This window comes from Mesorhizobium sp. NZP2234 (assembly GCF_013170765.1).
Classification (GTDB): Bacteria; Pseudomonadota; Alphaproteobacteria; order Rhizobiales; family Rhizobiaceae; genus Mesorhizobium; species Mesorhizobium loti_D.
Genome location: NZ_CP033364.1, coordinates 1,163,760 through 1,186,603, shown reverse-complemented (window position 1 = coordinate 1,186,603; position 22,844 = coordinate 1,163,760). Strand labels below are relative to the sequence as shown.

The window sequence follows — 22,844 nt, the reverse complement described above, 5'->3', positions numbered from 1 at the left end:
TTACACCATGTCTCACATCGCTCTTCACCCCGCCTGTACCGCCCGGCCGGCACGGCTGTCGGCGATCCGCGACTGGCTGCGTCAGGCCAGGGTCGCGATCAACCTTCCTCACCAGAACGTCGAGGACCTGTCCGATCACCAGCTGCGCGACATCGGCGCCGGGCGCAAGGACATCGCCCGCGCCATGGACCGCGAGATCGGCCGGCTGGGTCTGCTCGACATCGGCTGGCAGCAGCCCCGGAGGAGGGGATAGGGGAGTAAGGCAGTACGGCAGCAGGGGAAATGCAAGGCGGCACCGGAAGACACGCCCCACTGCCCTACTGCCCTACTGCCCTTTCCTACCTCACCACCCTGACCACCGTCCGGGCCGACAGCAGCGGCAGCAACCGCGCCATCGTGCGTGCGCTCACCGCGACGCAGCCTTGCGTCGGTGTGAAACCGGGACGCGCCAAGTGGAAGAAGATGGCGCTGCCGCGCCCCCTGCGGCGTGGCGCGATGTTCCAGTCGAGCACCAGGCAGGCATCATAGAGATCGTCGTCGCGCCGCATGCGTTCGTGGCTGGCGCGGTAGGGAATCTTGACCGGACGGTTGTAGTTGCGGTCGTCAGGAACCTCGCACCAGCCGAGATCGGGCCCGATCGGCGTCATCGCCAGACGCGTCCGGCGACCGCCGGCGAACTGATCTCCCCGAAAATAACCCGACAGGATCCGCATCGAGCCCAGCGGCGTGGCGCCGTCGCCCTCGCGCTTGTCGGCCGAGATGCCGCCATGCCCCAACGCGCAGGCAAACACCGCATTGCCGGCCTGCAAAAGGCCCTGGCTGGGGTGGCCGGGCCTCGCCCGCACGGTCAGCACGCGCAGCCGTTTTACCAAAATTGCGCCGGCTGCATTGCGATCGTGTTTTTTCTTGTATGATCGTGCCACTGAACAAATCACTGTGATCGGCTATTGTGTCGGCCAGCTTCCGCATAAATACGCAGCGGTCAACTGAATTTCATTTTCAAAACAACGGATTGATCCATGACTTCACGCACCATCCTGATCGTCGACGACGATGACGACCTGCGCGGCACGTTGGTCGAGCAACTCGCCCTCTACGAGGAATTCGACGTGCAGCAGGAAGCGACTGCGGCAAAAGGCGTCACGGCGGCACGCGGCGGCCTCATCGACCTGCTTATCATGGATGTCGGCCTGCCCGACATGGATGGCCGCGAGGCCGTCAAGATCCTGCGCAAGGGCGGCTACAAGGCGCCCATCATCATGCTGACCGGCCACGACACCGATTCGGACACGATTCTGGGTCTCGAGGCCGGCGCCAACGACTATGTGACGAAGCCTTTCCGCTTCGCGGTGCTGCTTGCGCGCATCCGCGCCCAGTTGCGCCAGCATGAGCAGAGCGAGGACGCCACGTTCTCGGTCGGCCCCTACACCTTCAAACCCAGCCAGAAGCTGCTCATCGACCCGCGCGGCGGCAAGGTGCGGCTGACGGAGAAGGAAGCCTCGATCATCAAATATCTCTATCGCGCCGACCAGAAAGTGGTGACGCGCGACGTGCTGCTCGAGGAGGTCTGGGGCTACAATTCCGGTGTCACCACGCACACGCTGGAAACCCATGTCTATCGTCTGCGCCAGAAGATCGAGCGCGATCCTTCCAATGCGGAAATTCTTGTGACAGAAAGCGGCGGCTACAAGCTGGTTCCTTAAACATTTCATTATCCAATGCGCGGTCTGGGCGGGACCGCTGTCGGGTACGATCCTGTTGGAGGGTATTCGGGATCGACCGCGCATCGGCCCAAAAATCGCTTCGATTTTTGGAAAGCACGATGCGCAAAATTGAAAATGGCAGAGCGTCCTTTGCGCGTCCAAGGAGATGCGCGGCGCTCTGAAGGAGGGATTGGACTGACCGTTCGGGGACGCAGCTAGAGATGGCGTTGGATGACGACATCCGCATCCTGTCCGCCGTGAGGCTCTTCGAGGGTTTCACGCAGGAACAACTGCGCCTGCTCGCCTTCGGCGCCGAGACCACCGTGGTGCGGGCCGACCACAAGCTCTACCGCGAGGATGACGAGGCCGATTCGGCCTATATCGTGGTCAGCGGGCGCATCGTGCTCTATCGCGAGCAGAATGGCCAACGCATCCCGATCGGCGAGGCCGGCCCCGGCACGATGCTCAGCGAACTGGCATTGATCGCCGACACCAACCGGCTGACCAGCGCGTCGGCCGAAATCGACTCGGAAGTGATCCGCCTCAGCCGCAAGATGTTCCGCCGCATCCTGGAGGAGTATCCCGAGGTGGCGGTGAAACTGCACCAGCGCATCCTCGACGATTTCCAAGCCTTGATCGCCCGCATCGAGGAGCTGGGGCCGCGGTTTGACGGGTAGGTCTAATTGCCGTCTCGAACGGCTTTTGGCCGGAACAGGCACCAGAATGGCTTCCCGGGCCCAAGTTCACCTTGGCCGAGGAGTTGAAACCCGCAACGTTCATAGAAAGCCAAATTCCTGCGTCGTGCGGTTTCGAGAAACGTCCCTGCCGAGACAGGATCTCTTTCGGCAAGATCGCAATAAGCCTTGATGAGCGCGCCGCCAGCCCCCTTTCCCTGCATTGAGGGGTGAACGCCAAGGACGCCAAGGTAGAAATGCGGTTTCCGCGGCTTGTATTCTTCACTGATGGCGTCAGCCCTCTCGAAGCGCGAAGCCATCGATTCCTGCCTTTGCTGAAGCAGAGCCCATCTCTGTTGGTGAGCTGGAAGCCATTCAGGCCGCCGCGTATCATAGCCCATCACCGCACCAAGGATGCGACCCTCGCTCTTTAACAGCAGCACAGGCATTCCAAGCGCCAGGCGCGCCGCCATCAGGATCGAGAAGAACTCCGTCACCAGCGCCTGACGCTGCGCAGGATCGCCCAAGAAGAAAAAAGCCATCTGCGGATCATCGGCAAAGGCAGCCGCCAGGCAGTCGGCCGCCGATGTCACATCCGGCTCTCGTGCCGCCACTATCTCCATTCAACGACCCCTTTGGCCTCCGGTCTAATCCAGGTCGAACCGTGCAATGACAGGCACATGGTCCGAGGGGCGGTCCCAGCCGCGTGCCGCCCTCAGGATTTCGTAACCGGCGAAATCCGGCACCAGGTTGGGCGACGACCAGACATGGTCGAGCCGCCGGCCCCGGTTCGACGCTTCCCAGTCCTGAGCGCGATAACTCCACCAGGTGTAGAGCTTCTGGTCCGATGGCACGTTGAGCCGCATCAGGTCGACCCAGTTGCCGGCCAGCCGCATCGCCTCGAAGTTTTCGGTCTCGACCGGCGTATGGCTGACCACATTGAGCAATTGCTTGTGCGACCAGACGTCGTGCTCGAGCGGCGCGATGTTGAGGTCGCCGACCAGCACCGAAGCGGACACCTCGTTGTGCTCGGCGCGGATGGCGTTCATCTCCGCGACGAAATCGAGCTTGTGCTTGAATTTCTTGTTGATTTCGGGATCCGGTTCGTCGCCGCCCGCCGGGACGTAGAAATTGTGCAGCAGGATCGTCTTGCCGCCGGCGCGCACAGTCACCGACAAATGCCGGCTATCCTCGATCTCGCAGAAACGGCGCTTTTCGACCACCTCGATCGGCCGCCGCGCCACGGTGGCGACGCCGTGATAGCCCTTCTGTCCATGGAAGGCGATGTGCCCGTAGCCGAGCTTGCGGAATGCCTTTTCCGGGAACAGTTCGTCCGGAACCTTGGTCTCTTGCAGGCACAGCACATCGGGGGCGTACTCATCGAGCAGGCGTTCGACGATCGGCATGCGCAGGCGCACGGAGTTGATGTTCCAGGTGGCGATGGAAAAGGGCATTTGGCAATCCGGGACAGCGTACTTCCAGCCAGGACCGATGAATCCTGACGGAGAAGACGCCTTTTGAGGGAGTCAGCCCCGAAACTGCCAGCCGGGCGCCACAAAGACAAGCCGGGCCATGTTGCATACCCTTCGAGATCGGCCAAAGCCTTCCCAACTTCGTCATCTTGGGGCGAAGCAGGCGCGCAGCGCCGTCGCGGAGACCCTGGGATCCATTCCGTAACGTCCGCCCAAAAACGCAACGGCACAGAATAGAGTTGGCGATCAGCGCGTCTTGGTGTTCAGCTCGCGGTTGGCCGTATAGTCGATGGCAAAGGTGTCGGCGGCGAAGCTGACGCCTTCCTTGGTGTTGAAGATCATCACCGTGGTGTCCTTGCCTTGCGCGTCGGTGATCGTCCACTGGCGCAGATCATAGGTTTTCGGATCGAACATCATGGTGATCATCGCATTGCCGAATACCGACTTGTCGGCGAGCTTGATGGTGGTGAGGTCGTCCTCTTCCTTGACGCTCTTGACGCGATCGCCGGAGAGGTCGATGCGGTCGTCGAGCAGCAGCTTCAGCGGCGTCTTGGATAGCGGATAGAGATCCGACGTGTTCAGCTTCTTGTTGAGGATGACCACCGACTTGCCGTCGGAAATCACCCGGAAATTCGACGCTCCGTCATAGTTGAAGCGGATCTTGCCCGGCCGTTCCAGGAAGAACTTGCCGCCGGTCTGCTCGCCCTTGGGGCCGAACTGGACGAATTCGCCGCTCATCGATTTGACCGAGGAAAAATGGTCGGCGATCTTCTGCGCGGCTGCGGGCACGGCGGCCTGCGCCGAGGCCAGCAATTCGAAGCCAGGTATCACATTGAGGGCGGCTGCACCCGCAGCGACAAGGCCGAGGCCAAGCAGCTGGCGGCGGGTCGGGGCGAAATTTCCGAGTGCTGAAAGATCGTTTTTCATGGCGGTCACTCTCGTGGTGATTCCTGTATCTGTCGTTGTCCTGAGCCCCCAGTTTGGCTGAAGTTTGGCGGACGGACGGTGCTGCTCGTTTCAACGCGCCGCAAGGTTCAAGGTTGCGGCCGGCTTCCCATCAGAACTTGTCGTCTTCGGTTGGCACCAGGATTTCGCGTTTTCCCGCATGGTTGGCCGGGCCGACAATGCCTTCCTTTTCCATCTTCTCGATAATCGAGGCGGCGCGGTTGTAGCCGATGCCGAGACGGCGCTGGATGTAGCTGGTCGATGCCTTGCCGTCGCGCAGCACCACGGCGACCGCCTGGTCGTAAGGGTCGTCGGAATCCTCGAAATTGCCGCTGCCGCCGCCGGAACCGCCCTTGCCGGATGGCTCGTCGTCGTCCTCGTCGTCATCCTCGGTGATGGCGTCGAGATATTCGGGCACGCCCTGCAGCTTCAGGTGCCCGACGATCTTCTCCACCTCGTCGTCGGAGACGAAAGGACCGTGCACGCGCTGGATGCGGCCGCCGCCGGCCATGTAGAGCATGTCTCCCATGCCGAGCAGCTGCTCGGCGCCCTGCTCGCCCAGGATGGTGCGGCTGTCGATCTTCGACGTGACCTGGAAGGAGATGCGGGTCGGGAAGTTGGCCTTGATCGTGCCGGTGATGACGTCGACCGAGGGACGTTGCGTCGCCATGATGACATGGATGCCGGCGGCACGCGCCATCTGCGCCAGGCGCTGCACGGCACCTTCGATGTCCTTGCCGGCGACCATCATCAGGTCGGCCATCTCGTCGATGATGACGACGATGTAGGGCATCGGCTCGAGGTCGAGATTCTCGGTCTCGTAGATCGCCTCGCCGGTCTGGCGGTCGAAGCCGGTCTGCACCGTGCGCGATATCTTCTCGCCTTTTTTCTCGGCCTGCTGAACGCGGGCGTTGAAACCGTCGATGTTGCGCACGCCGACCTTGGACATCTTGCGGTAGCGGTCCTCCATCTCCCGCACGGTCCATTTCAGCGCCACCACCGCCTTTTTCGGATCGGTGACGACGGGCGTCAAAAGATGCGGGATGCCGTCATAGACGGAGAGTTCGAGCATCTTCGGGTCGATCATGATCAGCCGGCATTCCTGCGGCGTCAGCCGGTAGAGCAGCGACAGGATCATGGTGTTGATGGCGACCGACTTGCCCGAGCCGGTGGTGCCGGCGACCAGCACGTGCGGCATCTTGGCGATGTCGACGATGACGGCCTCGCCATTGATGGTCTTGCCCAGCGCCAGCGCCAGCTTGGCCTTGGTTGTCTCGAAGTCGCGGCTGGCCATGATCTCGCGCAGGTACACGGTCTCGCGTTTGGCATTCGGCAGTTCGATGCCGATTGCGTTGCGGCCGGGCACCACGGCGACGCGGCAGGCGATCGCGCTCATCGAGCGGGCAATGTCGTCGGAAAGGCCGATGACGCGAGACGATTTGATGCCGGGCGCCGGTTCCAGCTCATAGAGGGTGACCACGGGACCGGGGCGTACGGCGATAATCTCGCCCTTGACTCCGAAATCTTCCAGCACGCCTTCGAGCAGGCGCGCGTTCTGCTCCAGCGCGTCCTTCGACAGGCTCGGGTCCTTCGCCACGTTCTTCGGTTCGGACAGGAAATGCAGCGACGGCATCTCGAACTTGTCCGAGCCGATCAGCGAGGTCTGCGCCTCACGCTGGACGCGCGCGCCGGGAGCCGGGCGTGGTGCCGGCGCCTCGACGCGGGTGGCGGCGTCGGAGCGGAACTGCTGCACCTTGGCGGTGGAGCCAGCGCGACGCTGGACGATAGGCCCCTCGTCGTCCATGTCGTCGTCGCGGTCGAAGATATCGTCATCATCCGGATCGACGGAAACGCTGCGGTCATTGACCATGGCGGCGAAGAATTCCGGCTCGACGCGGGCGCGCCCATCCTGGCTCATGCGCTGCTCGGCGAACTCGGCCGACTCGACCCGTTCGGCGGCGCGGCGCCAGGCGCTGGCGCGCGGCTCCAGCTCCGGCTCGTATTCGTCCCGCTCCTGCCTGCGGCGCACCGCGCGCCGATGCATCCACGCGCGCAACGACAGCCACCAATGGGTAATGGCACCGAGCGCCAATATGCCCTCGTCGCCCTCATCCTCGTCATTGTCGAACAGAAGATCGTCCTCGCGCGGGTCCGCGGCCGGTTCCTCCATCACGGCGAAGCCGTTCTTGCGCCCGATCAGCGCCGAGCCATAGGCGAACAGCCAGAGCGCGGGTGCCGCCAGCAGAACGGCGAGCACGCTGGCGATCAGTCCGGTCGGATAGCCGCCGATGAGGACGCCGGGAATCTTGAGCACCATGTCGCCGAACACGCCGCCGAGGCCGGTGGGCAGCGGCCAGGTCTTGGGCGGAACGATGCAACCGGCGATGGCGGCGGCGAGCAGCGCGAAGCCGAACCAGAACAGCCCGCGCTTGGGCAGCCTGTCGACACCACGCGCCGAAAACAGGAGGTAACCCCAGATCACGGCCGGAACCAGCGCGGCAACCGCGGCAAGGCCGAAGAACTGCATGGCAAGATCGGAGAACACAGCGCCGGCATAGCCCATGGCGTTGGTGACGGTGTTGTTGGTGGCGTGCGAGAAGCTTGGATCGGCAACGTTCCAGGTGGCGAGGCTGGCAACCCCGAAGGCCACCGCCAGGAACATGCCGGCACCGACCAGACGGCCGACCTGGCGCCGCGCGAAAGCCTGGATGCCGTGCCCCGTATCGGCCAGCGCGAGCGGTGCTGAAGCCCCTGAACGCATGCTCTTCCCCGTCAGATTGCCTGGCCAGAGCGCATGACGCACTCCGGCAGATTCGGAAGTCAGACTAGCTGTGGGAAGGTTAAGGCCGCATTAACCATGGCTTTTTACCGATGCCGTCCCGCGGACGAGAGTGGCGGGCCGCGAAGCCCGCCATTCTTGTCTTCAAACGCCGATGCGATCAGGGCCCTCCGGACCCGATCCCGCGCGATCATTTGTGACCGGCGTACATCATCAGGTTGGCGCAGAATTCGGCATGAGGCTTGCTCATCGCCGCGTCCTGGCACTCCTTCATCATCGCGTCCTGCTTGTCCTTGGCCGTCGCGGCCCAGGCTGCCTTGAAGTCCGCTTCCGACTTCATCGTCTTCATGCCGGAATCGGTGAAGAACGGCGCCATGTTGTCGGGCTCGTCGAGCGCGCCAGCAAGTGCAACACCGCTGAGCATCGACAGAGCCAGCGCTCCCAGGAACATGTTCTTAATGTTCATCAGTTGGTTCCTTCCCTGTTGGTAGCGAGCGTCGGAACGGCGCTCGCTTCCCCAGTACGGAGCCGGAAGGCCCTATGTTTCTTCCCTTTGGCCGATCACGCGAACGTGATCCTTCCGAAAAACGATTCCTCATTCATCTTTTCGAAGCGTACGATTTTCCAAAAAAAGAGGCCCGAATTGCTTCGGGCCTCAATGCGTGAGCCTCTTTCGAGAACGTCACGACGGGATCTCTGGAGCAACTCCGGTGAAAACCGAACCGCGGTCTTCAGTTGGAAAGTTGCGTGAAAATATGGGGCCGGCGGGAGGAGTATCCGCCGGCCCCTTGGCGAGGCTGGCCTTACGGCACCACTTCGCCATGCTGGGAGATATCGAGGCCTTCGACCTCTTCCTGGGTCGTCGGACGCAGGCCGACCAGCGCCTTGACGATGTAGAGGATCACGAAGGTGGCGATCGCCGTCCACAGGATGGTGAAGACGATGCCGTAGAGCTGCTTGCCGACGGAGGCGCCCGACGACAGACTGTTGATCGCCGGGTCGGCGAGCAGGCCGGTCAGCAACGCACCAACCACGCCGCCGACGCCATGGACGCCGAAGGCATCGAGCGAGTCGTCATAGCCGAACATGTGCTTCACCTTGACCGCCGAGATGTAGCAGACCACGCCAGCGACGATGCCGACGATGAAGGCGCCGGTCGGGTTGACGAAGCCGGAAGCCGGCGTCACCGCGACCAGGCCGGCGACGGCACCCGAGATGATGCCGAGCACCGAAGGCTTCTTGGCGACGATCCATTCGGCGAACATCCAGGCAAGGGCCGCCGCGGCGGTGGCGACCTGGGTGTTGAGCATGGCGGCACCGGCAAGGCCGTCGGCCGCCAGTTCCGAACCGGCGTTGAAGCCGAACCAGCCGACCCACAGCAGCGAAGCGCCGATCACCGAATAGACCAGGTTATGCGGTGCCATGTTGGTGGTGCCATAGCCTTCGCGCTTGCCCAGAACCAGGGCGCAGACGAGACCGGCGACACCGGCATTGATGTGGACGACCGTGCCGCCGGCGAAGTCGAGCACGCCGGCCGCGCCAAGGAAGCCGCCGCCCCAGACCCAATGCGCGATCGGCGCATAGACGACCAGCAGCCACAGCGCCATGAAGATCAGCAGCGCCGAGAATTTCATGCGCTCGGCGAAGGCACCGGCGATGAGGGCAGGCGTGATGATGGCGAAGGTCATCTGGAACATCGAGAAGACGAATTCAGGAATGTTCGCGACCCCGGGCGCCCACAGCGTCGAGGTGGTGATGCCGTGATGGAAGAATTTCGAGAAGCCGCCGAGATAGGCATTCATGCCGCCGCCGTCGGAGAAGGCCAGCGAATAGCCGAACATGAACCACAGGATCGTCACCAGGCAGGTGATGGCGAAGCTCTGCATGATGGTGGCGAGCACGTTCTTCTTGCGCACCATGCCGCCGTAGAACAGCGCCAGGCCGGGGATGGTCATCATCAGCACCAACGCCGTCGAGGTCAGCATCCAGGCGGTATTGCCGGTATCGAGCACCGGTGTCGGGGCGGCGGCCGGTGCGGCGGCGGCGGCGGCCGGAGCTGCTTCCTGCGCGAAGGCGGCGACGCTGCCCAATGCTGCGAGAGCAAGCGAGCCCAGAAGGGCCGCCCGTCCCGTCGTCTTCAAGGTGGAAGAAATATTCATTGAACTCTCCATTGGAATACGTGTTCGCCGCTTAGAGCGCGTCGGTGTCTGTTTCGCCGGTGCGGATACGCACCGCCTGGTCGATGCCGAAAACGAAGATCTTGCCGTCGCCGATCTGGCCGGTCTTGGCTGCGGCGGTGATGGCTTCGACGGCCTTGTCGACCGTGTCGCCACTGACCGCGACCTCGATCTTGATCTTCGGCAGGAAACTGACCGCGTATTCCGCCCCGCGATAGATTTCCGTATGCCCCTTCTGACGCCCGTAGCCTTTGACTTCGGTGACGGTCAGGCCCTGGATGCCGACGGCGGTAAGCGCTTCGCGCACCTCGTCCAGCTTGAACGGCTTGATGATTGCCATCACGATTTTCATAAGGTTTCACCCTTTGCTGTTGCGGTCCCCCGCGTTTGCACGACTTCACCGATCCCAAGGAGCCGGAGAGTGCCCCCAAGGATTCAAGCTCCGTGCCAAGTGCCGAAGCAGCGTGTTAACCTGTTGTAAACAAAGGGAATGGAGTGACCGAAGTCAGCAGGCGCAGATCCCTGCGGCGTGCTGCATGCTTAAAATTTGTGCAATTTTTCCATTTTGCCTATTTTGCCGGCTTTGGGCATGGCGCCGAAAAGGAGGAGCCGGTTTTCTCGGACAAACGGTTTTCGTTTGTCCGGTCATCCTGCTCAAACAAGACTCGCGGTGCTCAACGCTTGAGCCGGATCAGGCCTTCCTGGGCCATCGAGGCGATCAGCGTGCCGTCACGGGCATAGAGGGTGCCACGGCTGAAGCCGCGCGATCCCGAACTCGAAGGGCTGTCCTGCGCATAGAGCAGCCAGCCGTCAAGCGAATGCGGCCGGTGGAACCACATGGAATGGTCAAGACTCGCCGCCTGGATATCGGGATCGAACAGGCCGCGCCCATGCGCGAAGGTCGAGGTGTCGAGCAGTGTCATGTCCGAGAGATAGGCGAGCAGCACCGATTGCAGCGCGCGGTCGTCGGGAACCGGCCCGGCAAGACGGATCCAGACATTCTGCCGGGGCGGCAGCTTGTCGCGGCTCTCATAGTGCTGGAGATTGACCGGCCTGAGCTCCAGCGGCCGCTCACGCGCCCAGAAACGGCGCACCGCTTCAGGTACACGTTCGGCCTTCTCGAGCAGCTGCCGCTGGGTCTGCAGGCCCTCCGGAGGCGGCACGTCGTCGGGCAGCGCGAATTGATGCTCGAGCCCCTTTTCATCGACCTGGAACGAGGCTTCCAGCGAAAAGATCGCCTGTCCGTGCTGGATTGCCAGCACGCGTCGGGTGGTGAAGGAGCCGCCGTCGCGGATGCGGTCGACCTCGTAGACGATCGGCACCTTGATATCGCCCGGCCGCATGAAATAGCCGTGCAGCGAATGCACGAAGCGGTCCGGCTCGACCGTGCGCTGCGCCGCCACCAGCGCCTGGGCGATGGTCTGGCCGCCGAACACGCGCTGCCACTCCACCTGGGGGCTGCGACCACGATACAGATTGTGTTCGAGCCTCTCGAGGTCGAGAATGCGCAGAAGCTCGTCCATGGCCGCCGTCATGTTTTGTGACCTTACCGCAAAATTGCTATGGCGGTTTCCGACAGGAAGGACGAGCCGTCAAGGGCGCAAGCCCGGTCGGTGCGCAAGGAGCCAGGACAATGGAACGCAAGGCGGACGCCAAGACCAGACCCGGGCTCGATGTCCTCGTTGCCGGCGCCGGCTATGTCGGGCTGGCCGCCGCCGTCTCGCTGAAGCAGGCGCGGCCGGGTCTTGCCGTGGCGTTGGTCGATGCCGCGCCGGCCGGCGTCTGGCAACGCGATGGCCGCGCCTCGGCCATTGCCGCCGCCGCCTGCCGCATGCTCGACCAGCTCGGCGTCTGGGCCGAGATCGCGCCGCAGGCGCAGGCCATCACCGAAATGATCATCACCGATTCGCGCAGCTCCGATCCGGTGCGCCCCGTCTTCCTGACCTTCGGCGGGGAAGTGGCGCCGGGCGAGCCCTTCGCGCACATGGTCGCCAACAAGGCGTTGAACGGCGCCTTGCGCGGCAGGGCCGAGAAGCTCGGCATCGACATCATCGAAGGCGTCGCGGTGCAGGGTTTTGAGACCGGCGGTGCCGGCATATCGGTGCACCTGGCCGACGGAGCCGCGCTGACGGCGCGGCTGCTGGTCGCCGCGGACGGCGTCAATTCGAAGCTGCGCGACATGGCCGGCATCAAGACGGTGAAATGGGAATACGGCCAGTCCGGCATCGTCTGCACGGTGGCGCATGAGCGGCCTCACAATGGCCGCGCCGAAGAGCATTTCCTGCCCGCCGGACCCTTTGCAACGCTGCCGCTGAAACCCGACGAGGACGGCACCAACCGTTCGTCGATCGTCTGGGTCGAACGCACGGAGGATGCCAAGGCGCTCGTGGAAGGCGACGATCTCGTCTTCGAGCATGAGCTCGAACAGCGCTTTGGCCTGAAGCTCGGCGAGATCCGTGTCGCCGACAAGCCGCGCGCCTGGCCGCTCGGCCTCACCATTGCACGCGCCTTCGTCGCGCCGCGTGTGGCCCTTGCCGGCGACGCCGCCCACGGCATCCATCCGATCGCCGGACAGGGCCTCAACCTCGGCTTCAAGGATGTGGCGGCACTTGCCGAGGTGATCGTCGAGGCGGACCGGCTCGGCCAGGACATCGGCGCGCTCGACGTGCTCGAGCGCTACCAGCAATGGCGCCGTTTCGACACGGTGCAGATGGGCGTCACCACGGATGTGCTGAACCGGCTGTTTTCAAACGACATCACCCCACTGCGCACCGTTCGCGACATCGGCCTCGGCCTCGTCGAGCGCATGCCGCGCCTGAAGGAATTCTTTATCCGGCAGGCGTCAGGGCTGTCCGCCGGTACGCCGAGGCTTTTGAAGGGCGAGGCGATTTAGCCGTCTTGGTGGCGCCGGGGTGTGTTGAGATTCAGGTCAGGCCGAGTCGAGAACGGTAGCTTTCGAGAACCGGAGCGGAGCGTACTTAAGTACGTGAGCACCGGAAGCGCAGAAAGCTGCCGTTCGCAGACCGGCCTCACCTGAATATCAGCACACCCTAGTTCACCTCGAAACCCAGCTTCTGCCGCAGCCTCAGCATGCGCTGGTCGGCGATTTCGAGGCGCTTCTCGCCGCCTTGGGCCGCACGGTTCACCATCTGCAGCAGATCGTTTCGTTCCGATACGTCAAGGCGCTCGCGCAGGAAGGGCGCCAGCTTGTCGATGACGACAGTGGTGTCGTCGATCTGCGAGGCCGCCCACTTGGCGTAGATGATCGCCTCGTCGGTCTTCTTCTTGTCGGCGATCTCGGAGATCACCGCGCGGATGACGGCTTCTCGCCGCGGCAGGACAGGCCCGTTCTCGGAGACCATCGATGTGATCAGCGTCGCGGCGGCCACCACCGGATCGTCGATCGCCGTCAGCGGCGACAGGGCCGCCTGGTTGCGCAGCTTCTTGCGCCTGATGTTGCCTCGCACTCGCCCGACGACATCGGCGACCTCGCGCGCGGCGTCGTTCATGGCCTTCATCCGGTACCACCAGAGCGCCGCCGCCCCGAGCACGCCAAGGACAGCAATCAGGAAAGGCATGTCGAAATCCCCAGGAGCCGAGGGACGATAGGAGAACTGCCGCGTTGCTTCAACACGCAAGAATTGCCGTCGGCGAAGAAAAAGCAATTTGCGGCTGGTATAGCCTGGGCGACTGGATAAGCCGATTTGCAGGCCCAACCGCCAAAGCCAGGCGCCGCCTATGACCCGGGTATGTCATAGATCGCCCTGACCTCGATCGTACCGAGTTCGGCCAGCGGAATGTCGGCGGCGATGTCCAGCGCTTCCTCGAGAGTGTCCGCCTCGACCATGACGAAGCCAAGCAACTGCTCCTTGGTTTCGGCGAAAGGGCCGTCGGTGACAAGGCGCTTGCCCCTGCGCCGTCGCACCGACTTCGAGGTCTTCACCGACTGCAGCGCCTGCGCGATGATCAGCTTGCCCTGTTTATCCAGGGACCTGTCATAGGCCAGCGAATCGGCGTCGAGCCTGGCCCCACGCTCCACGGTCAATGCATGGAGGTCTTTTTCCTCACCATAGACCAGGCAGACATATTTCATTGCGCGCTCCCGTGCCGCGATGAACCATAGGATGCGGCGATGGGCGTGTCAGCCTTGCCGTCGACCGCGGCCGTGCGGTCGAGAAGGCATGCCGCGGCGCCGATGATGGCAACAGCCGCCAGCAGCCTGCCGAGGCCGGGCGCGGGCGGATCGCGCCAGAAGTCTTCCTGTCGCACGGCCTTTTGGCCTGGCCGCGCCCATAGCGCGAAAAACAGATTGTCCATGTGAACCTCCATCCGGCCACAAATCCCATGGCCGCCCCCAGGACGGCCGGGCCGGATGGAAGTCGACATTTTCGCACGCGCTTTTTTCAGGAAAAATTGCGGCGCGACACCAATGTCGCGGTTTCCGCGGCCATCGCGCGGTGGCCTTCGCCGGCGCCCGCGCTATAGTTGGCAGGAACGCTGGCGCCGGGCCGGCGCAATCGAGGCCAAGGAGGACTTCATGGACCGCACCGCCACCGCCGTCTGGAAAGGCAATCTGAAAGAAGGCAAGGGCACGCTCGACAGCCAGAGCGGAACCTTGAAAGGCACGCCCTATTCGTTCAAGGCGCGCTTCGAGGATGAAAACGGCAAATCCGGCACCAATCCGGAAGAGCTGATCGCGGCCGCCCATGCCGGTTGCTACGCCATGCAGCTTTCGCATTTCCTGGCCGAGAACGGCACGCCCGCCGCCGAACTCGACGCCAAGGCCGTGGTGACGCTGGTCCCGGGCACCGGCATCACCGGCAGCGCGATCACGCTCGTCGGCAAGGTGCCCGGCATCGATGCGGCGAAATTCAAGGAATTGGCCGAGAAGGCCAAGGCCGAATGCCCGGTCTCCAAGGCTCTTGGCGCCATAAAAGTGTCGCTCGACGCCAGGCTTGGCTAGAGCAATTCCGGGACAAATATGAAACGGTTTTCCCGGGAAAGCGCGTAGCGCTTTCCCTTGGGGATGCGTCAGGACAAGAGTCGGAGCAACACGACCTTGATTGCGGGCGCCAGCTTCCCGGCTGGCGTTCGCGGTTGAGAATCAACTCTTCGACGCCCCCGCCCGCACATCGGACGGCGTTGCATCGTAGCGGCGCCGGAACGCCCGGTTGAAATAGGACAGGTCGTTGAAGCCGGCCTCGAAGGCGATCGCGGTGATGCTGCGGCCTGAGTGGCGCGGATCTGAAAGCATGCGATGCGCACGCAGCAGGCGCTGGCCGAGCATGAAGTCCGATAGCGACGTCCCCTCACCCTCGAACAGCTTCCGGATATAACGGGCCGAAAGGCGGTGACGACGGGCGATGTCCTCGGCCGACAGGCCGCCGTGCCCGCCATGGGCCGCAATATCGGCCTTGATGGCACGCAGCCGCGCCACGCGCACGCCGCGCCCGCGCGCGATTTCGGCCGCCTCCCGGGTCGCCCCCATGGCCAGCGCCACGAGATCGAACATATGCGCCGTCGCCAGACGCCAGGTCTCCGGCGTCAGCGCGTCGCCGGAATCCTGGAGCGACTGGACATAGTCGAGCAGCAACCGCATCGGCCCGCTGCCGGTCGCCAGGGGCTGCATCAGGGCCCGGGCCGGATCGCCGATCAGCGGTGAAAGCTCTCTAAGCGAAAAGCTCATATTGACGAAGCGAAAGCCGCCGGGCTGGATGACGTTGAGGCCGACCTCTTCTCCGCTCATCATCAGCGCTTGGCCGTTGCCGACCGCCTCTTCGCGACCGCGATGCTTCATGACGCTCGCGCCGTCGAGAGCCGCCAGTAGGATGAGATCGTCGCTTTCGATCAGCGATGTCGAGTGATGGACGCGGAATTCCGAGGAGGTGCCGGTGGCGATGCCAAGACCCGGCAGCGCGCGCACCTTCATGTCGACCTGGGTGGGACCGAGCGGATCGAGGTCGACCTTGAGCACCGTGCGGCCATAGACCTCGCGCATGACCTCGATACGGTCCCGCTCGGGAACCATGTCGGTAATCAGTCGAAACGAGGCGGTTGGCCCCATCGTCGCCGTCATCGGCCCCCTCATGCCAGAGCGCGCATATGCGCTGTGACCCCGAAAACGTCAATACAGGGCCGTTTGGGCCGTTTTTAGGGCCGCTGCGTCCAAGCTGGCCTCATTCCCCGGACCTAGTTTGCGGCGCGCTTCCGACCCGGAGCCGCAAGCCGAAACAACCATAAGGGGGTTCGATGTATCATTTGCAACTGTTCAAGACCCTGTCGGGTCTCGCGTCGGCGGGCTTCAATCCACGCGTCTATCTGCTGTCCATCGCTCTCGGTGGAACCGTTGCCGACCACCGCGACCTGAAGCGGCCGCCGCGCCCTGGGGAGCGTCAGCCATGAGGCTTACCCTGAAGACCGGCAAGACCGTGGTACGGGGTTCGACCCTGGTCTTCACGCCAACGGCTGGAAGCTACAAATCCGTCAATGGCTGCCTGCCCGATTTGACAGGCCTGTGGAAATTCAAGCCGGGCGATTTGAAGCCGGTTTCGCTGCGCTGGCGACTGGAGGGCGGGCAGCTGCGGCTGATCGCCCCTGACGGGGAAATGAGCGGCGTTTATGGCAGGAAGTGAGGCGCCTGGCCGGCTCCGCCGGTCAGCGGCTCGATGCCGGCACGCAGCCTCGCGGCTTCAACCGCCCAGCGCGTCAAGCCGGGCGCGAAGTGCGGCGACTTCCTGCTCCAGAGCCTCCAGCCTCGCTTCCAGGTCGGAGTGAGGCAGGGCCGGCACACCGCGCTGCGCCGATAGCACCGCGACGTCCACCGGGCCGGCGAGAAGATGCACGTAACGGTCCTCGCGCTGTCCCGGCCCCCGCGGTATTTCCTGGACCAGCGGCGGCCGGCGGCCGATCAGCATGTCGAGTTCGCCGCGCAGGTCTTCGATCGACGCAAACCGCGCCATGCGCTCGGCTCGCGTCAGGAGCTCATGCGCCGTCTGCGGTCCGCGCAGCAAGAGCAGGCCAAGCAACGCGCTCTGCGGCGTGGTCAGCGAGAAGCGTTGCGCCATCTGATGTTCGTAGCGCTCGACGCGCGAGCCGAACATCTGCCGCACCAGCCCCTTCTGCTCGAGCAGCTTCAGTGCCCGGTGCACCTCTGTCTGCTCCAGCGCCATCACCGGCTCGCGCGCCGTCTTCTGGTTGGCGGCGGCAAGTGCACTGTTGAGCGTCAGCGGGTAGACATCAGGCGTGAGTTCCTTCTTCTCGATCAGGCAACCGAGCACGCGCGCTTCGACGGGATTGAGGATGGGAAGGTCTTCGCTCATGAAAGTTGTTCAGCCTCCCGGCGGTAAAGACCGGTTGCAAGCGTCCGTTTGCGGGCTTGACGGGCGTCATCTCTGACCACGCCGGCCAGGTTGATTTCCTCAAGCACTCCGTCCAATGCCTATAGCCGCCACCGGACGCATCGTTCAACCGTCATTTCGGCGGTTGCTGTCGTCACCGCCTGTCGTCGCCAGGCAAGGTCGCGGTCGAACCAGCCCCCACGACGGATGCCGGCGGGATCAGCGGCGTTACCATCCGGCCCTCCTCCGCCTTGTAGAAATACTGGCTGGCCACCAGCCATCCCTTCAGCGGCCGCAGCGGCGGGATGCAGGTCAGGAGCATGAACGGCAAGGTGGTGAAGAGATGCACCCAGTAGGGCGCTTCGAAGCGCACCTCGATCCAGAGCGCCAGCACTACGCTCGGCACGCATGCGAAGCAGATCACGAAGAAAGCCGGGCCATCGGCGGGGTCGGCGAACGAATAGTCGAGCCCGCAGACCTCGCAGCCTTTGCGCAGCTTCAGGAAGCCCTCGAACAGATGTCCCTCGCCACAGCGCGGACACCGCCCCCTTATGCCCGTCTCAATCGGTGAGAGGGGAGGCCATTCGCGATCCTGAACCATTTGTTTTGCCCTTGTCTGCGGCGCGTGGAAACCCTGCCCTTTCGCGGTCACTCGCCCGCGTGCGGCGGCAGAACTTGCTGGTCCCCATGGCGTCATTGATTGCACAATGTATGTGGTATGTATGCATACATTGTCAAGAGCAATCCCTACAAGATCAAACCACCATCGACGACATGGCCGGCGACTGCGACAGAAGGTCCGCAACGATCCGCAGGCTGTCACGCAGATCGTCTTCATTGGCGGCCGCGCCAAGCCCAAGGCGGACAGCCTCGGGCGGCGAGGCGATGGCGAAGGCGTCGCTCGCCACCACGCCGATGCCGGCCGAGCGCAGGCGCGCGGTGAACTCGCCCCGCGTCCAGGGACCGGCCAGCCGCAGCCATGCGTGGAAACCCTGCGGGTCGGCCTGTCCGAAGCCGGGCGGCAGGATGGCGGCGGCGATCGCCTGCCGGCGACGCGACTCCTCGCGGATCGCGGCAAGGACCGCGTCGGCGGTGCCCTCCTCGATCCAGCGGGTCGCGATCGCGGCCGTCAGGGGAGAGGCCATGGAGGCGGTCGCCCTTATGGCGCTCGCCACCCTGGCGGCGGAGCGGCCATCCGGCGGCACGAGATAGGCGATCCGCAAGGCTGGGGACAGGCATTTCGCCAGGCCCGCGACATGATAGACGAGATCCGGCGCGAGCGCGGCCAGCGGCGGCACGGCGTCGGCCGGCAAGGCACCGTAGGCATCGTCCTCGATGATGGGCACCTGATGGCGGCGGGCAATCTCGATCAGGGCCTCGCGACGGCCGAGAGGCAGGGTCGCGGTCGTCGGATTGTGCAGGGTCGGCGTGCAGTAGAGTGCTTTTGGCCGATGTTCCGCGCACACGGCCTCGAATGCTTCGGGAATTAGTCCATGCTCGTCGATCTGCACGCCGACGAGATTGATCCTGAGATGCGCGGCAAGCGACCGGAAGCCGGGATAGGTCAGGGCCTCGACGCAGATCGTCTCCCCGGGTCCGGCGAGCACGCCGGCCAGCGCCAGCAGCGCGCCCTGTGCTCCGGGGCAGACCAGAAGCCGCTCAGCGGGAATGGCGCCGAGCCTCGGTGAAAGCCAGCGCGCGCCCGCGGCGCGGTCGCGCGCGGTTCCCCCGGCCTCCTGGTAGCGCAGAAGCAGGCCCAGCCCGTCATCCGCCCGCAGATCGGCAATTCGATCCCACATTCGCGCGACCAGCCCGGCATCCTCGAACCGGGGTGGCAGGTTCATGCTCATGTCGACAAGGCCGGTCGAGAAACCCGTCCCTCGCTCGGTCGCCGAGCCGACATAGGTGCCCTGCCCGACCCGCCCGTCGATCAGGCCTCGCTTGCGCGCCTCGGCATAGGCGCGGCTGACCGTGGTGAAATCGATGCCGAGCGCATCCGCCAGCGCGCGCTGCGGCGGCAGCCTGAAACCGCCGGCCAGCCGGCCCGAGACGATATCAGCCGACAGGGCATCGGCAATGGCGAGGTAGACCGGCCCGTCGCCCTTGCGGATGACCGGCGTCCATGAAGCCTGATTGTCGTCCATTGCCTTCGCCTCGCGATCCAGATGTATGGATATTGTATGTCACGGCAGGCGAATGCAAGGCCCCGACAATTGGCTGGCGATGGGAGCACTGTCGGCGACCGGACGATCCGACCTTGCCGACACGACAGCCCGCCCCAAGGGCGGGCAAGATAGTCGGCGTCAGACGCGCCGTTCGACCATCATCTTCTTGATCTCGGCGATCGCCTTGGCCGGGTTGAGGCCCTTGGGGCAGGTCTGCGCGCAGTTCATGATGGTATGGCAGCGGTAGAGCCGGAACGGGTCTTCGAGATTGTCGAGCCGCTCGCCCTTGGCCTCGTCGCGGCTGTCGATCAGCCAGCGATAGGCCTGCAGCAACGTCGCCGGGCCGAGATAGCGATCGCCGTTCCACCAGTAGCTCGGGCACGAGGTCGAGCAGCAGGCGCACAGGATGCATTCGTAGAGCCCGTCGAGCTTCTCGCGGTCCTCATGGCTCTGCAGCCATTCCTTGGCCGGCTGCGGCGACACCGTCTTCAGCCACGGCTCGATCGAGGCGTGCTGGGCGTAGAAATTGGTGAGATCGGGCACCAGGTCCTTGACCACCTGCATATGCGGCAGCGGATAGACTTTCACGGCGCCGGAAATGTCGTCGCAGCCCTTGGTGCAGGCCAGCGTGTTGGAGCCGTCGATGTTCATGGCGCAGGAGCCGCAAATGCCTTCGCGGCAGGAGCGGCGCAAGGTCAGCGTCGGGTCGATCTTGTTCTTGATCCAGAGCAGCGCGTCGAGCACCATCGGCCCGCAATCGTCCATGTCGACGAAATAGGTGTCGATGCGCGGATTCTCGTCATCGTCCGGCGACCAGCGGTAGATGCGGTATTCCCGCAGATTGGTGGCGCCCTCCGGCTTCGGCCAGGTCTTGCCCTGCTGGATCTTCGAGTTCTTGGGAAGCGTGAGTTCGACCATTACCTCAGGTCCTTTCGGATGACGAGCTTCAGCCCGGACCAGATTTTATTCACTGCGGCGACCTTGACGTCGACAAGGTCGCGCTTCAGCGCTTCAGTGCGCACGACCCCTTCGGTGACATTGGTCGGCACTTTCGATGCCTTTTTCGGCCAGGACACCCAGACCATGCCATCGCGCTTGATCGCCGCCTCGACATCGCCCAAGCGATTCTCGATCTCGGCGCGCTGCCTGGTGAAGGCGTGGACAGCGTCGTATTTGAGAGCAAAACCGGAAATGCCGGACCAATCGGCCAGCCGGTCGACTTCGGCAAAAGCGACGGCGTCCGTCAGGCCGTCGAGTTCCGGCGGCAGCGCGATAAAGGCCGCGGTCATGCCGTCCTTCAGGCCGAGCTTGGCCGGAAGAGGCGTGCCGGAATATCCCGTCGCCGCCAGCGCCATCGTCAGTACACCCTGGCCTTGGGCGCGATCTTGGCGAGGCTGATGCCGCCGTCCTTTTCGGCCAGCAGCGGCTCGGTGTGCACCGGCCGGTAGCTGAGCGTCACCTTGCCGTCCTCACTCACCCTCGCCAGCGTGTGCTTGCGCCAGGCGGCATCGTCGCGCGCGGAAAAGTCTTCCCGCGCATGCGCGCCGCGGCTCTCCTTGCGCGCCTCGGCGCTGTAGACCGTGGTGATGGCATTGGCCATCAGGTTCTCCAGTTCCAGTGTCTCGACCAGGTCGGAATTCCAGATCATCGAGCGGTCGAAGACCTTGATGTCCTTGAGCTCGCCCCAGATTTCCGAAATGCGCTTGCAGCCGTTCTCCAGCGAGTCCTGCGTGCGGAACACGGCGGCGTCTTCCTGCATCGCCTTCTGCATCTTCTCGCGCAGCACCGCCGTCGGCGTCGAGCCATTGGCGTGGCGCAGCCCGTCGAAGCGATCCATGATCTTCTCGACCGAGGCTTCGTTGGGCGAAGGGATCGCCGCCTTGCGGTCGATGACCTGGCCGGCGCGGATCGCCGCGGCGCGGCCGAACACCACCAGATCGATCAGCGAGTTCGAGCCCAGCCGGTTGGCGCCGTGCACCGAGGCACAGCCGGCCTCGCCGACCGCCATCAGCCCGGGCGACACCCGGTCCGGGTTCTCCGCGGTTGGGTTCAGCACCTCGCCCCAGTAATTGGTTGGCACGCCGCCCATATTGTAGTGCACCGTCGGCAGAACCGGGATCGGCTCCTTGGTCAGGTCGACGCCGGCGAAGATCTTTGCCGATTCCGAGATGCCGGGCAGCCGCTCATGCAGCACGGCCGGATCGAGATGGTCGAGATGCAGGAAGATGTGATCCTTCTTCTTGCCGACGCCACGGCCCTCGCGGATCTCCAGCGTCATGCAGCGCGAGACGACGTCGCGCGAGGCAAGGTCCTTGGCCGACGGCGCGTAGCGCTCCATGAAACGCTCGCCTTCGGAATTGACGAGATAGCCGCCTTCGCCTCGCGCGCCTTCGGTGATCAGGCAGCCGGCGCCATAGATGCCGGTCGGATGGAACTGCACGAACTCCATGTCCTGCAGCGGGAAGCCGGCCCGCGATGCCATGCCGCCGCCGTCGCCGGTGCAGGTGTGGGCCGAGGTGGCCGAGAAATAGGCGCGGCCGTAGCCGCCGGTCGCCAGCACCACCATCTTGGCCGAGAAGCGGTGGATGGTGCCGTCATCGAGATTCCAGGCGACGACGCCGGTGCAGGTGCCGTCCGGCTCCATGATCAGGTCGAGCGCGAAATACTCGATGAAGAACTGCGCGTTGTTCTTCAGCGACTGGCCGTAAAGCGTGTGCAGGATGGCGTGGCCGGTGCGGTCGGCGGCGGCGCAGGTGCGCTGCACCGGCGGGCCTTCACCGTAGTTCATCATGTGGCCGCCGAACGGCCGCTGGTAGATCTTGCCCTCTTCGGTGCGCGAGAACGGCACGCCATAGTGCTCGAGTTCGTAGACCGCCGCCGGTGCCTCGCGCACCAGATATTCCATGGCGTCGACATCGCCGAGCCAGTCCGATCCCTTGACGGTGTCGTACATGTGCCATTGCCAGGAATCCGGGCCCATATTGGACAGCGAGGCGGCAATGCCGCCTTGCGCCGCCACCGTGTGCGAGCGGGTTGGGAACACCTTGGTTATGCAGGCGGTGCGCAGGCCCTGCTCGGCCATGCCGAGCGTGGCGCGCAGGCCGGCACCGCCGGCCCCGACCACCACCACGTCGAACTTGTGGTCGACAAAGGTGTAGCCTGCCGTGTTGGCTGATTTCGCGTCCTTGGCCAACTCAGCCTCCGAATGCCAGTTTGAGCAGGGCGAAGATCGAGGCAACGCCAACCGCTACAGTGAAAAATGTATTGAGCGCGATGAGCGCCAGCTTCATGCCTTCGCCATGCACGTAGTCCTCGATGATCACCTGCATGCCGAGCCGCATATGGATAAGGCCGGAGACCAGCACCAGGGCCAGCACAAGGGCGACGAACGGATTGGCAAGTGCCGCGCGCACCTCCGCATAGCCGGCGCCGTTGAGCGCGATGAGGAACCCGACGAAGAACAGTGTCAGCGGGATGTTGGCGATGGCCGTGAGACGCTGGCGCCAGAAGTGGCCGGTGCCCTCACGGGCGGAGCCGAGGCCGCGGACTTTCGCCAGCGGCGTGCGCATGTCGGTCTTGCCAGTACTCATGG

The 22,844-nt window shown here is 64.1% G+C and carries 27 protein-coding genes; 7 read left to right on the top strand and 20 right to left on the bottom strand.

What is annotated here, in order from left to right:
- Positions 1-7 precede the first annotated feature (7 nt).
- On the top strand, positions 8-253 hold the full coding sequence (locus tag EB230_RS05735) for a hypothetical protein (protein ID WP_056574740.1): 246 nt from the start codon (positions 8-10) through the stop codon (positions 251-253).
- 85 nt (positions 254-338) lie between these two features.
- Here the strand turns inward: EB230_RS05735 and EB230_RS05730 are convergent, their stop codons facing one another.
- Entirely contained in the window at positions 339-875 is a 537-nt protein-coding gene (locus EB230_RS05730; RefSeq protein ID WP_171883343.1) for a L,D-transpeptidase, read from the bottom strand.
- A gap of 144 nt (positions 876-1,019) precedes the next feature.
- On the opposite strand from EB230_RS05730, the gene EB230_RS05725 reads away from it, so the two are divergent.
- Together EB230_RS05725 and EB230_RS05720 are read left to right on the top strand one after the other, a co-directional pair.
- Positions 1,020-1,703 carry a response regulator transcription factor gene (locus EB230_RS05725; RefSeq protein ID WP_056574733.1) on the top strand — a complete coding sequence of 228 codons (684 nt, stop codon included), beginning with the start codon at positions 1,020-1,022 and terminating at the stop codon, positions 1,701-1,703.
- 221 nt (positions 1,704-1,924) lie between these two features.
- Entirely contained in the window at positions 1,925-2,380 is a 456-nt protein-coding gene (locus tag EB230_RS05720; protein WP_056574730.1) for a cyclic nucleotide-binding domain-containing protein, read from the top strand.
- Between the two features lie 2 nt (positions 2,381-2,382).
- Here EB230_RS05720 and EB230_RS05715 read toward each other — a convergent pair whose 3' ends face one another.
- From EB230_RS05715 to tesB, 8 genes are all read right to left on the bottom strand, one after another.
- The gene (locus tag EB230_RS05715; RefSeq protein WP_056574728.1) at positions 2,383-3,000 is read right to left on the bottom strand and encodes a GNAT family N-acetyltransferase; all 618 of its coding nucleotides are present in this window, start codon (positions 2,998-3,000) and stop codon (positions 2,383-2,385) included.
- A 24-nt stretch (positions 3,001-3,024) separates the two neighbouring features.
- A complete protein-coding gene (locus EB230_RS05710; RefSeq protein ID WP_056574724.1) occupies positions 3,025-3,831 on the bottom strand; it encodes an exodeoxyribonuclease III in 807 nt (268 codons plus the stop codon).
- 264 nt (positions 3,832-4,095) lie between these two features.
- A complete protein-coding gene (locus EB230_RS05705; protein ID WP_056574722.1) occupies positions 4,096-4,776 on the bottom strand; it encodes an outer membrane lipoprotein carrier protein LolA in 681 nt (226 codons plus the stop codon).
- Positions 4,777-4,906: 130 nt separating this feature from the next.
- On the bottom strand, positions 4,907-7,555 hold the full coding sequence (locus tag EB230_RS05700; RefSeq protein WP_172371780.1) for a DNA translocase FtsK: 2,649 nt from the start codon (positions 7,553-7,555) through the stop codon (positions 4,907-4,909).
- 208 nt (positions 7,556-7,763) lie between these two features.
- A complete protein-coding gene (locus tag EB230_RS05695; RefSeq protein ID WP_056574716.1) occupies positions 7,764-8,039 on the bottom strand; it encodes a hypothetical protein in 276 nt (91 codons plus the stop codon).
- 337 nt (positions 8,040-8,376) lie between these two features.
- Positions 8,377-9,732, bottom strand: coding sequence for an ammonium transporter (locus EB230_RS05690; protein ID WP_056574714.1), 1,356 nt, complete (start codon positions 9,730-9,732; stop codon positions 8,377-8,379).
- Between the two features lie 31 nt (positions 9,733-9,763).
- Entirely contained in the window at positions 9,764-10,102 is a 339-nt protein-coding gene (locus tag EB230_RS05685; RefSeq protein ID WP_056574711.1) for a P-II family nitrogen regulator, read from the bottom strand.
- A 322-nt stretch (positions 10,103-10,424) separates the two neighbouring features.
- Positions 10,425-11,285 (bottom strand): acyl-CoA thioesterase II, encoded by an 861-nt coding sequence (gene tesB / locus EB230_RS05680; RefSeq protein ID WP_056574708.1) that lies wholly within the window; start codon positions 11,283-11,285, stop codon positions 10,425-10,427.
- 98 nt (positions 11,286-11,383) lie between these two features.
- Between tesB and EB230_RS05675 the strand changes: the two genes are divergently transcribed.
- Positions 11,384-12,643 carry a ubiquinone biosynthesis hydroxylase gene (locus EB230_RS05675; RefSeq protein ID WP_056574705.1) on the top strand — a complete coding sequence of 420 codons (1,260 nt, stop codon included), beginning with the start codon at positions 11,384-11,386 and terminating at the stop codon, positions 12,641-12,643.
- Between the two features lie 157 nt (positions 12,644-12,800).
- Here EB230_RS05675 and EB230_RS05670 read toward each other — a convergent pair whose 3' ends face one another.
- The 3 genes from EB230_RS05670 to EB230_RS05660 all read right to left on the bottom strand — a co-directional run bounded on the left by EB230_RS05670 (position 12,801) and on the right by EB230_RS05660 (position 14,067).
- Positions 12,801-13,328 (bottom strand): hypothetical protein, encoded by a 528-nt coding sequence (locus EB230_RS05670; RefSeq protein WP_172371778.1) that lies wholly within the window; start codon positions 13,326-13,328, stop codon positions 12,801-12,803.
- A 158-nt stretch (positions 13,329-13,486) separates the two neighbouring features.
- On the bottom strand, positions 13,487-13,843 hold the full coding sequence (locus EB230_RS05665) for a YciI family protein (protein ID WP_172371776.1): 357 nt from the start codon (positions 13,841-13,843) through the stop codon (positions 13,487-13,489).
- Positions 13,840-14,067: a hypothetical protein gene (locus EB230_RS05660; protein WP_056574696.1), complete on the bottom strand. Its 228-nt coding sequence runs from the start codon at positions 14,065-14,067 to the stop codon at positions 13,840-13,842. The genes EB230_RS05665 and EB230_RS05660 overlap by 4 nt, the downstream gene beginning before the upstream one ends.
- A 220-nt stretch (positions 14,068-14,287) precedes the next feature.
- Here EB230_RS05660 and EB230_RS05655 point away from each other — a divergent pair, with 220 nt between their 5' ends.
- Positions 14,288-14,713 (top strand): OsmC family protein, encoded by a 426-nt coding sequence (locus tag EB230_RS05655; protein ID WP_172371774.1) that lies wholly within the window; start codon positions 14,288-14,290, stop codon positions 14,711-14,713.
- Between the two features lie 141 nt (positions 14,714-14,854).
- On the opposite strand, the gene EB230_RS05650 is transcribed toward EB230_RS05655, so the two are convergent.
- Positions 14,855-15,826 (bottom strand): AraC family transcriptional regulator, encoded by a 972-nt coding sequence (locus EB230_RS05650; protein ID WP_172371771.1) that lies wholly within the window; start codon positions 15,824-15,826, stop codon positions 14,855-14,857.
- 173 nt (positions 15,827-15,999) lie between these two features.
- Here EB230_RS05650 and EB230_RS05645 point away from each other — a divergent pair, with 173 nt between their 5' ends.
- Together EB230_RS05645 and EB230_RS05640 are read left to right on the top strand one after the other, a co-directional pair.
- Positions 16,000-16,152, top strand: a complete 153-nt coding sequence (locus EB230_RS05645; protein ID WP_081295004.1) for a hypothetical protein — start codon at positions 16,000-16,002, stop codon at positions 16,150-16,152.
- Positions 16,149-16,382 (top strand): hypothetical protein, encoded by a 234-nt coding sequence (locus EB230_RS05640; RefSeq protein ID WP_056574690.1) that lies wholly within the window; start codon positions 16,149-16,151, stop codon positions 16,380-16,382. The genes EB230_RS05645 and EB230_RS05640 overlap by 4 nt, the downstream gene beginning before the upstream one ends.
- Before the next feature lie 57 nt (positions 16,383-16,439).
- Here EB230_RS05640 and EB230_RS05635 read toward each other — a convergent pair whose 3' ends face one another.
- The 7 genes from EB230_RS05635 to sdhD form a co-directional block, all read right to left on the bottom strand.
- Positions 16,440-17,069: a DUF480 domain-containing protein gene (locus EB230_RS05635; protein ID WP_172371769.1), complete on the bottom strand. Its 630-nt coding sequence runs from the start codon at positions 17,067-17,069 to the stop codon at positions 16,440-16,442.
- Between the two features lie 172 nt (positions 17,070-17,241).
- A complete protein-coding gene (locus EB230_RS05630; protein WP_172371767.1) occupies positions 17,242-17,688 on the bottom strand; it encodes a DUF983 domain-containing protein in 447 nt (148 codons plus the stop codon).
- A gap of 154 nt (positions 17,689-17,842) precedes the next feature.
- On the bottom strand, positions 17,843-19,231 hold the full coding sequence (locus EB230_RS05625) for a PLP-dependent aminotransferase family protein (RefSeq protein WP_172371765.1): 1,389 nt from the start codon (positions 19,229-19,231) through the stop codon (positions 17,843-17,845).
- Between the two features lie 159 nt (positions 19,232-19,390).
- Positions 19,391-20,170, bottom strand: coding sequence for a succinate dehydrogenase iron-sulfur subunit (locus tag EB230_RS05620; RefSeq protein ID WP_010912301.1), 780 nt, complete (start codon positions 20,168-20,170; stop codon positions 19,391-19,393).
- A complete protein-coding gene (locus EB230_RS05615) occupies positions 20,170-20,607 on the bottom strand; it encodes a DUF3052 family protein (RefSeq protein ID WP_172371763.1) in 438 nt (145 codons plus the stop codon). The genes EB230_RS05620 and EB230_RS05615 overlap by 1 nt, the downstream gene beginning before the upstream one ends.
- 2 nt (positions 20,608-20,609) lie before the next feature.
- A complete protein-coding gene (gene sdhA / locus EB230_RS05610) occupies positions 20,610-22,445 on the bottom strand; it encodes a succinate dehydrogenase flavoprotein subunit (RefSeq protein ID WP_056574672.1) in 1,836 nt (611 codons plus the stop codon).
- 1 nt (position 22,446) lies between these two features.
- Positions 22,447-22,842 (bottom strand): succinate dehydrogenase, hydrophobic membrane anchor protein, encoded by a 396-nt coding sequence (gene sdhD / locus EB230_RS05605; RefSeq protein ID WP_056574669.1) that lies wholly within the window; start codon positions 22,840-22,842, stop codon positions 22,447-22,449.
- Positions 22,843-22,844: the final 2 nt, after the last annotated feature.